General features: G+C 46.3%; 1 pseudogene. It reads left to right on the top strand.

The window, feature by feature from the left end:
- A pseudogene (locus PSI23_RS22725) lies at nucleotides 1-203 on the top strand (hypothetical protein); the annotation flags it as partial.

The raw sequence follows: 203 nt of genomic DNA on the forward strand, positions 1-203 counted from the left end.
AGTGATGTTGATGCCGTTTCGGCATCAAAGGGCGGTACATATCAGGGTGATGTTAGGTTTTCTAAAGGCGTGTTTATTGGTGAACAACGTGCTGATTTGGTGTTGTCGTCATTGAGAACAGCCAAATCGCGGGTGAATTTATCGTTATGGGGGGTAAATAGTCGTCCCACTGTTCTGGAATGTCAGGATGATACCGGCTCGAT

The organism is Xenorhabdus yunnanensis, assembly GCF_028598805.1.
Taxonomy (GTDB): domain Bacteria; phylum Pseudomonadota; class Gammaproteobacteria; order Enterobacterales; family Enterobacteriaceae; genus Xenorhabdus; species Xenorhabdus yunnanensis.